This is a genomic window from Streptomyces sp. NPDC046985 (assembly GCF_040644415.1).
GTDB lineage: Bacteria > Actinomycetota > Actinomycetes > Streptomycetales > Streptomycetaceae > Streptomyces.
In genome coordinates, this window is record NZ_JBEYWK010000043.1 from 1 (window position 1) to 9,058 (window position 9,058).

Annotated in this window: 9 protein-coding genes and 1 pseudogene; 9 read left to right on the forward strand and 1 reads right to left on the reverse strand. The window is 74.0% G+C overall.

Features of this window, described 5'->3' with window-relative positions; genetic code table 11:
- Nucleotides 1-112 precede the first annotated feature (112 nt).
- The 9 genes from ABZ861_RS31295 to ABZ861_RS31335 all read left to right on the forward strand — a co-directional run bounded on the left by ABZ861_RS31295 (nucleotide 113) and on the right by ABZ861_RS31335 (nucleotide 8,923).
- On the forward strand, nucleotides 113-319 hold the full coding sequence (locus ABZ861_RS31295; RefSeq protein ID WP_361637370.1) for a hypothetical protein: 207 nt from the start codon (nucleotides 113-115) through the stop codon (nucleotides 317-319).
- A 170-nt stretch (nucleotides 320-489) separates the two neighbouring features.
- The gene (locus tag ABZ861_RS31300) at nucleotides 490-639 is read left to right on the forward strand and encodes a hypothetical protein (protein ID WP_361637373.1); all 150 of its coding nucleotides are present in this window, start codon (nucleotides 490-492) and stop codon (nucleotides 637-639) included.
- Between the two features lie 236 nt (nucleotides 640-875).
- A complete protein-coding gene (locus ABZ861_RS31305) occupies nucleotides 876-2,573 on the forward strand; it encodes a molybdopterin-dependent oxidoreductase (RefSeq protein WP_361637376.1) in 1,698 nt (565 codons plus the stop codon).
- Nucleotides 2,574-2,664: 91 nt separating this feature from the next.
- Nucleotides 2,665-3,330 carry a fasciclin domain-containing protein gene (locus ABZ861_RS31310; protein ID WP_361637379.1) on the forward strand — a complete coding sequence of 222 codons (666 nt, stop codon included), beginning with the start codon at nucleotides 2,665-2,667 and terminating at the stop codon, nucleotides 3,328-3,330.
- A 131-nt stretch (nucleotides 3,331-3,461) separates the two neighbouring features.
- On the forward strand, nucleotides 3,462-4,760 hold the full coding sequence (locus ABZ861_RS31315; RefSeq protein ID WP_361637381.1) for an FAD-dependent oxidoreductase: 1,299 nt from the start codon (nucleotides 3,462-3,464) through the stop codon (nucleotides 4,758-4,760).
- Nucleotides 4,754-5,509 (forward strand): DUF1365 domain-containing protein, encoded by a 756-nt coding sequence (locus ABZ861_RS31320; protein ID WP_361637393.1) that lies wholly within the window; start codon nucleotides 4,754-4,756, stop codon nucleotides 5,507-5,509. The genes ABZ861_RS31315 and ABZ861_RS31320 overlap by 7 nt, the downstream gene beginning before the upstream one ends.
- Nucleotides 5,506-6,792 carry a cyclopropane-fatty-acyl-phospholipid synthase family protein gene (locus tag ABZ861_RS31325; protein WP_361637384.1) on the forward strand — a complete coding sequence of 429 codons (1,287 nt, stop codon included), beginning with the start codon at nucleotides 5,506-5,508 and terminating at the stop codon, nucleotides 6,790-6,792. The genes ABZ861_RS31320 and ABZ861_RS31325 overlap by 4 nt, the downstream gene beginning before the upstream one ends.
- Nucleotides 6,789-8,117, forward strand: coding sequence for a cyclopropane-fatty-acyl-phospholipid synthase family protein (locus ABZ861_RS31330; RefSeq protein WP_361637387.1), 1,329 nt, complete (start codon nucleotides 6,789-6,791; stop codon nucleotides 8,115-8,117). The genes ABZ861_RS31325 and ABZ861_RS31330 overlap by 4 nt, the downstream gene beginning before the upstream one ends.
- On the forward strand, nucleotides 8,114-8,923 hold the full coding sequence (locus ABZ861_RS31335; RefSeq protein WP_361637390.1) for a DUF1295 domain-containing protein: 810 nt from the start codon (nucleotides 8,114-8,116) through the stop codon (nucleotides 8,921-8,923). Before ABZ861_RS31330 ends, ABZ861_RS31335 begins: the two co-directional genes overlap by 4 nt.
- Nucleotides 8,924-8,962: 39 nt before the next feature.
- Here ABZ861_RS31335 and ABZ861_RS31340 read toward each other — a convergent pair.
- Nucleotides 8,963-9,058: pseudogene (locus ABZ861_RS31340) on the reverse strand (class F sortase); the annotation flags it as partial.

Consider the following 9,058-nt stretch of genomic DNA (forward strand, 5'->3'; position numbering starts at 1 on the left):
CCGTCCGCAGCTTCGACCCCTGCCTCCCCTGCGGCGTCCACATGTACCTCGGCAACGGCAGAACCCTCACCACCACCCACACCCCCACCTACGGACAGTGAAGGAGCGGATCATGGGCAGCATCAGAGTCGGCAAGCCCGCCGTGAAGCCCGACACTCCGACGCACGTCGCCGGACTGCACCAGGGCAACGAAGGCCCTTGCGAACGGCAGCGGGGACACCACGAGGACGGCACCGCCGACGCCCGGCGGTCCACCGGCGTCGACTGCAAGAAGCACGACGCGATCCTGGACAGCATGCCGAACATCCCGCCCGGCTGACGACCGGACGGGACGGCGCGACCGGACGGGACGGTGCGACCCGGCGCGGACGGCACGCCGCGGCCGGGACGGCGCGGGTGGGCGGCCGCGACCGACCCGGCCGCGGCGCGGCGCCGGGCGCGAGGGAGGTCCGCGGGGGCACCACAGAGCACGACCGGGAAGGAACGGCGATGAGAGCCAAGCAGGTGCTGAAGGCGGAGGGCCTGGTGATCGGCGGGCTGGTGCTCGCCCTGCTGGTCAGCGAGATCCCCGGGCTGATGCGCGAGATCAAGATCCTGCGCATGGTCGGACTGCGCAATGCCGCCAGGCACCGGCGCTGACGACGCGTGTCCGTGCCCGTGCGACGTCCCGGCGGCGAGACCGGGTGGACGCCGGCACGGGCACGCTCGCGCGGTGCGGCGGACCGGGCACGCTCGCGCCGTACGGCGGACCGGGCGGCCAGTGCCGCGACACGCACTAGTACGTCACCGCAGGCCGCGCCGACGCCCGGACGGAGAATTTTCACTTGATCGGGGGATCGACCAATCCACCCCGTCCGCAGCCCCGGATTCCTCCCGTGAGGGACGAAGAGAAGGACCATCGATCGCGGAGCCCCATCATCCCGGCGCTGGGTGCGCTGAGCGGGGTGCTGGCCGGGTTCGCCGCGCTGGCGGTGGCCGAACTGGCGGCGGCGGGCGTACGCCCGCAGTCGAGTCCGGTCGTCGCGGTGGGAGGTGCGGCCATCGACCGCACACCCGCCGCGGTGAAGGACTGGGCGATCCGCCGGTTCGGCTCCGACGACAAGTTCGTGCTCCAGCTCGGCATCCTGGCCGTGCTCGTCCTGCTGGCCCTGGCGCTGGGTGCGGCGGCGACGCGGCACCGGCGGGTCGGAGCCGCCGGGGTCCTTCTCTTCGGAATCGTCGGAGCGGTCGCCGCCACCGGTCGCCCGGACACGATCGGCTTGGTCGACGCGCTGCCCTCCCTGGTCGGAGCGGTCGCCGGTGCGCTGCTCCTGTACGTCCTTGTCGGCCGCCTGCGCGCGGCGCGGCCGCGGGGCGAGGCGCCGCCCGAGCCCGCACGCCCCGACGCCTCCCCGGAGTCTCCTCCCGCGTCCGACCCCGCTCGCCCCGACGCCTCCCCGGCGTCTTCTCCCGCGCCCGGCGACGGGGCGGCCCCGAGGGCGGACTGGGACCGCAGGGGCTTCGTCCTGGCCGCCACCGCGGCCGCGGCCGCCTCCGCCGGCGTGGGAGCGGCGGGCCGCTCGCTGACCGGGGCCCGCGGCAAGGACGCGGCCGCCTCGCGCGACCGCATCGTGCTGCCGCGGCCCGGATCCCCGGCCCACCCGGTTCCGGCCGGGGCCGGACCGCGGATCGCCGGGCTGAGCAGCTTCGTCACCCCGAACGACGACTTCTACCGGGTGGACACCGCCCTCGTGGTGCCCCGGGTGGACGCCTCGAAGTGGCGGCTGCGCGTGCACGGCAAGGGGGTGCGCCGTCCTGCCGTCTTCTCCTTCGACGACCTGCTGCGCCGGGAGCTGGTGGAACGGGACATCACCCTCACCTGCGTCTCGAACGAGGTCGGCGGCCCCTACGTCGGCAACGCCCGCTGGACCGGCGTACGGCTGGCCGACCTCCTCGCCGAGTGCGGCGTGCGGGCGCCCTCCCGAGGGGGCCCGGCCGACCAGATGGTGTCGCGGTCCGTGGACGGCATGACGATCGGCACCCCGGTCGAGGACGTGCTGGACGGCCGCGACGCGATGCTCGCCCTCGGCATGAACGGCGAGCCGCTGCCCTTCGCGCACGGCTTCCCCGTCCGGATGGTCGTGCCCGGACTGTACGGCTACGTCTCCGCCTGCAAATGGATCCAGGAGATCGAGCTGACCGACTTCCACGCCTACGACCCCTACTGGGTCAAGCGTGGCTGGGCGCGCAAGGCGCCCATCAAGACCGGGTCCCGGATCGACACCCCCAAGCCGTTCGCGCGGCCGCGCAGCGGCCCCGTGATGGTGGCCGGCGTCGCCTGGGCCCAGCACCGGGGCATCGACAGAGTCGAGGTGCGCGTCGACGACGGCCCGTGGCGGCAGGCGCGACTGGCCGCCGAGGACAGCAGAGACACCTGGCGCCAGTGGTCCATCCCCTGGGACGCCACGAAGGGCGCGCACACCCTCACCGTGCGCGCCACCGACCGCACCGGCCGGGTGCAGACCGCCGATCGCGTCCGCACCATCCCCGACGGCGCCACCGGATGGCACTCCGTGGTCGTGACCGTCGACTGACCGCCGAAGACGGCCGGCGCGCCCCGTACCCGCGACGGAGCCCCCTCGTCCCCGCAGCGTCGTGCTGCACACCGCAACAGGAGGAAACAACGTGAACACCCGCATCCGCCGTACCGCAGGGATCTTCTCCGTCGCCGCGGCCCTGCCGCTGGTGCTGACCGCGTGCTCCGGCAGCAGCAACGACTCCGCGTCGTCCGACACGGCGGGCAAGGCGTCCATGTCCGCGACGCCGAGCAGCACCGGCATGGACACCCCCAGCAGCGCGAGCGGCAGCGGCATGGACCAGCCCTTCGGGCCGGCCTGTTCCTCCGTCCCCACGAGCGGTTCCGGCTCCTTCGACGGCATGTCCAAGGACCCGGTGGCCACCGCCGCCTCCCACAACCCGGCGCTGTCCACGCTGGTGACCGCCGTGAAGAAGGCCGGCCTGGTCGACACGCTCAACAACGCCCAGAACGTCACGGTGTTCGCGCCGACCAACGACGCCTTCGCCAAGATCCCCAAGGCGACCCTGAACAAGGTCCTCAACGACAAGGCCCAGCTCACCAAGATCCTCACCTACCATGTGGTGGGCAAGAAGCTGACTCCGATGGACCTCAAGAGCGGCTCCTACGAGACGCTGGAGAAGTCGAAGATCATGACGTCGGGCTCGGGCGAGTCGTACACCGTCAACGGTTCCGCGAAGGTGGTCTGCGGCAACGTCAAGACCGCCAACGCCACCGTGTACATCATCGACAGCGTCCTCATGCCCAAGAGCTGACAGTTCCGCGCTCCGCCGGTTCGTCGTACAGGACTCGGCGGGTATCCGGCTACGGGCCGGTCCGCCCCGCCCCGCGGCGGCGGACCGGCTCCGCCCGCATATGGCACCGCTCCACTGGGAGGGAAAGAGCAATGCAAGCACCGTCCGGGGGGACACCGTCTCGCGACGCCGTGCGCCGAACCGCCGTCGTGGGGAGCGGAGTCGCCGGCCTGACCGCCGCGCACATCCTCGCCCGCGCCCACCACGTCACCCTCTACGAGGCCGACGACCGGCTCGGCGGACACGCCCACACCCACGACCTCGCCTCACCCGACGGCCGCACCCACCGCGTCGACAGCGGTTTCATCGTGCACAACCCCCGCACCTACCCGAACCTGCTCCGCCTGCTCGGCGAACTCGGCGTCGCCACGCAGGAGTCGGAGATGAGCATGTCGGTGCGGTGCGAGGGCTGCGGACTGGAGTACGCGGGCGCCCGCGGCCCGCGAGGTCTGTTCGCCCAGCCCCGCAACGCGCTGCGCGGCGCCTACCTGCGCATGCTGGCCGAGGTCCCCGCCTTCCACCGCGGCGCCCGCCGGCTGCTCGACGAGGCGGGCGCCGACGACACGCTCACCCTCGGCCGGTTCCTCGACCGGGAGGGCTTCTCCCCCTACTTCCGCAGCCACTTCATGACCCCGCTGGTGTCCGCGGTGTGGTCCTGCGACGCCGAGACCGCCCTGCGCTACCCGGCCGCCTACCTCTTCCGGTTCCTCGACCACCACGGCATGCTCGCGGTGACCGGCTCACCGGTCTGGCGGACCGTCACGGGCGGCTCGCGCTCCTACGTCGACCGGATCGCGGCCGGTCTGCACGAGGTGCGCACCGCCACCCCGGTCCGGTCCGTGCGACGGCGCCCGGACGGCGCGGAGGTGACCGCGCAGGACGGGACCACCGCCTCCTACGACCACGTCGTCGTCGCCGTCCACCCCGACCAGGCGCTGCGCCTGCTGGCGGACGCGACCCCGCAGGAGAAGGAGGTGCTGGGCGCCTTCCGCTACTCCCGCAACTCCACCCTGCTGCACACCGACACCGGCCTGCTGCCCCGCGCGCGCGGCGCCCGCGCCTCCTGGAACTACCTGATGCCCTCCTGCGGCGCCGACTCCGGCCGGGTCCGGGTCAGCTACGACATGAACCGGCTGCAACGCCTGGACGCCGCCCAGACCTATGTCGTCACCCTCGGCGGCGAGGACCGCGTCGACCCGGACCGGGTGCTGGCCCGCATGACCTACGAACACCCCGTCTATACGCCTGAGTCGCTCGCCGCACAGCGCCGCCTGCCCGAACTCGTCACCTCCGTCACCGCGTTCGCGGGCGCCTACCACGGATGGGGCTTCCACGAGGACGGCTGCCGCAGCGGAGTGGAGGCCGCCGCCGCGCTGGGGGTGCGCTGGTGACGCAGCCGCAGGACCAGACGCCCCGCCTGCCCGCCCTCTACCCGTGCACCGTCCACCACACGCGACGGGCGCCGACCCGCTACGCCCTGCGGCACCGTACCTACATGTGGCTGGTCGACCTCGACCGCCTCCCCGTGCTGCCGCGCCCGCTGCGTCCGCTCGCCCGGTTCCGGGCCGGCGACCACTTCACCGGACGGGCCCCCTCCCTGCGCGCCGCCCTCGACGGGTTCCTCGCCGAGCACGGCATCGACCTGCGGGGCGGCCGGGTGGTGATGCTCGCGCACGCGCGGGTGCTCGGCCACGTCTTCAACCCGCTGACCCTCTACTGGTGCCACGACCTGGACGGCGCCCCCCGCTGCGTGGTCGCCGAGGTCCACAACACCTACGGGCAACGGCACGCCTACCTCTTGCACACCGACCCGTCCGGCGCCGCCACCGTCGCCAAGGAGTTCTACGTCTCGCCCTTCTTCCCGGTGGACGGCCAGTACCAGATGCGGCTCCCGCTGCCCGGCGAGCGCCTCCACCTGTCCCTGACCCTCGAACGGCCCGGCAGCCCGCCGTTCACGGCCACCGTCCACGGCGTCCGGCGCGAGGCCACGGCCCCCGCCCTGCTGCGCCTGGCGCTGCGCCGGCCCTGGTCGACCCTCGCGGTGTCGGCCGCCATCCGCTTCCACGGCATCCGCCTGTATCTGAGGGGCCTGCCGGTGCAGCCGCGCCCTGGCCACCGCACCCCGGAGAGTGCTCAATGACCACAGCTCAGCCCTGCCCCACCGCCCGCCTGGCGCCCGCCGTGCGCCCCGCGGCCACCGCCGACCCCGTCCGCTGGCCCGACGTCGCCGCCGTCCCCCCGACGGCCTGGCCCGTGCGGGCGGTCGCCGCGTCCGTCGTCCGGCACGCCCTGCGCCGCCTTCCGCTGCGCGTGCGCTTCGCGGACGGCGCCACGCTCGGCCTCGGCGGCCCGCTGATAGAAGTGCACGACCCGCGGGCCTTCCACGCCCGCATCGGCGCGCAGGGGCTCATCGGCTTCGGCGAGTCCTACATGGCGGGGGAGTGGGACGCCCCGGACCTGGTCGGCGCCCTCAGCGTGCTCGCCGCCCACGCGGCCGACCTGATCCCGGCGCCGCTGCAACGGCTGCGCGGCGTGTGGGCGCAGCGCCAGCCGTCCGCCCAGCGCAACACCCCCGACGGCGCGCGCGACAACATCAGCCGCCACTACGACCTGTCCAACGACCTGTTCTCCCTCTTCCTGGACGAGACGCTCACCTACTCCGCCGCCGTCTTCCGCGGCTTCCCGGCCGAGCCGTCGCTGCTGCCCGCCGCCCAGCACCGCAAGATCGACCGGCTGCTCGACCTGGCCGCCGTGGGCGAGGGCACACGGCTGCTGGAGATCGGCACCGGCTGGGGAGAACTCGCCCTGCGCGCCGCCGCCCGCGGCGCGCACGTCACCTCGCTCACCCTCTCCCGGGAACAGCGCGAACTCGCCCTGGAACGAGTGCGCGCCGCCGGACTCGCCGACCGGGTCTCCATCGAGCTGTGCGACTACCGCGAGGCCCGCGGCACGTATGACGCGGTGGTCAGCGTGGAGATGATCGAGGCCGTCGGCGCGGAGTTCTGGCCGGTGTACTTCCGCACCCTCGACGAGCGCCTGGCGCCCGGCGGCCGGGTCGCCCTCCAGGCCATCACCATGCCGCACGACCGGATGCTGGCCAGCCGCGACACCCACACCTGGATCCAGAAGTACGTCTTCCCCGGCGGCATGATCCCCTCCGTGCGAGCCGTCGAGGACACTGTGCGCGACTGCACCGGGCTGACCGTCGCCGGACGGGACGACTTCGGGGCGCACTACGCGGAGACGCTGCGCCTGTGGCGGGAGCGGTTCACCGAGCGCGCCGACGAGGTGGCCGCCCTCGGCTTCGACGAGACCTTCCGGCGCCTGTGGACGTTCTACCTCGCCTACTCCGAGGCCGGCTTCCGCTCCGGCTATCTCGACGTACAGCACTTCCTGCTCACCAAGGAGGACTCGGCCGCATGAGTGCCACCCGCCCCGCGAACCGCGCTTCGGCCCGGACCGGAGCCGCCCACCGGATCGCCGCACTCGCCGAGGACGGGATCGGCGGCCCGCTGCCGGTACGACTGCGCGCCTGGGACGGCAGCGAGACCGGCCCGGTCGGCGCCCCCGTGGTCGTCGTCCGATCCCGTCGGGCGCTGCGCCGGCTGCTCTGGCAGCCCGGCGAACTCGGTCTGGCCCAGGCCTATGTGACCGGTGAGATCGACGTGGAGGGCGACCTCGCGCAGGGCCTGCGCACCCTGTGGTCCGCCGCCCGCGAACGCGGACTGCACGCCCCGAAGCTCACCCCGGCCGCACGCGCCCGTGCGGTCGCCGCGGCCGTGCGGCTCGGCGCCGTCGGCCCCCGCCCGCCCGTGCCGGACAGCCAGGCCCGGCTCCGCGGCGGCCTGCACAGCCGGGCCCGCGACCGCGCGGCGATCAGCCACCACTACGACCTGTCCAACGACTTCTACCGGCTGCTGCTCGACGACACCATGGCCTACTCCTGCGGCTACTGGACGAGCGAGGACCCCGGCGCCGACCCCGCCGACGCCCAGCGCGCCAAGCTGGAGCTGATCTGCCGCAAGCTCGGCCTCACCCCCGGCGCCCGCCTGCTCGACATCGGCTGCGGCTGGGGCTCGCTGACCCTGTACGCGGCCGAACAGCACAAGGCGCGGGTCACCGCGGTCACCCTGGCCCGCGAACAGGCCGCCCACGTACGGGAGCAGGTGCGCGCGCGAGGGCTGGAGGACCGGGTGGAGGTGGTGTGCCAGGACTACCGGGACATCAGCGGCGCCGGCTACGACGCCGTCGCCACCGTGGAGATGGGCGAGCACGTCGGCGACGCCGAGTACCCGGCGTTCGCCGCCGCCCTGCACCGGCACGTCCGCCCGCGCGGCCGGGTCCTGGTGCAGCAGATGTCCCGGGGCGCGCACGCGCCGGGCGGCGGCGCCTTCATCGAGGCGTACATCGCCCCCGACATGCACATGCGGCCGGTCGGCGACACGGTGGGCCTGCTGGAGGGCGCCGGCCTGGAGGTGCGTTCGGTCGAGTCGATGCGCGAGCACTACGTGCGCACCGTCGACGCCTGGCGCCGCACCCTGGAGGACCGGTGGGCGGAGTTCGTCCGGCTGACCGGGGAGGAGACGGCCCGCGTGTGGCGGCTCTACCTGGTCGGCGGCGCCTTGGCCTTCGAGGAGCGCCGCATGGGCGTGGACCAGATCCTCTCCGTCCGCCCCGCCGACGGGGGCGACAGCGGGCTGACCGGGGCGGAGGCGGTCGACTGGTACCGCAACCTGGAGGAGCGGTGAGCCAGTTCGCCTGGGCCGGCTTCGGCGCGAACCTCGGCTGGGCGGCGGCGACGGCCCTGGCCCTGATGCTGGCGACGTTCGCCGTCGCCCTCGTCAAAGGGGTGCACCGGGTGGTCGACGTCGCCTGGGGGGCCGCCTTCGCCGCGGTCGCCCTGGTGAGCTTCGCGGCCTCGGCGGGCGCGGGCGACCCGGACCGCCGCGCCCTGGTCACCGCCCTCACCGTGGTGTGGGGGCTGCGGCTCGCGGTGCACATAGGCCGCCGAGGCCGCGGCCACGGCGAGGACCCGCGCTACGCGGAGCTGATGGCCCGCGCCCCGGGCCACCCGAACCTGTACGCCCTGCGCAAGGTCTACCTGGTGCAGGGCGCCCTGGTGTGGCTGGTGTCCCTGCCGGTGCAGGCCGCCCAGTACGGTTCCGCGCCGCTGTCCGTCCTGTCCTGGGCGGGCGCCGCGCTGTGGGCGGCGGGCGTCTTCTTCGAAGCCGTCGGGGACGCCCAGCTCGCCCGGTTCAAGGCCGACCCCGCCCACCGCGGGCAGATCATGGACCGCGGACTGTGGAGCCTGACCCGGCACCCCAACTACTTCGGCGACTTCTGCGTGTGGTGGGGGCTGTTCCTCGTCGCCTGCGACGCCGGGTTCCAGGCCGCCGCCGTCTCCGTGGTGTCGCCGCTGGTCATGAGCCTGTTGCTGATCAAGGGCAGCGGCAAGCGACTGCTGGAGAAGCACATGGAGGGACGTCCCGGCTGGGAGGCGTACGCGGCCCGTACCAGCGGCTTCCTCCCCCTCCCGCCCCGCCGGCGGGGGTGAGCGGCCGCCCGGATCGACGGCCACGACCAAAGGTCGATGCGACAGGGCCAGGCCGGTCAGCGGGGCGTTCACCCGGATCGAGGGGATGCGGATGCGGGTGGGCGGCGACGGCGGCAGAGCGGGGGCGCTGAGCCG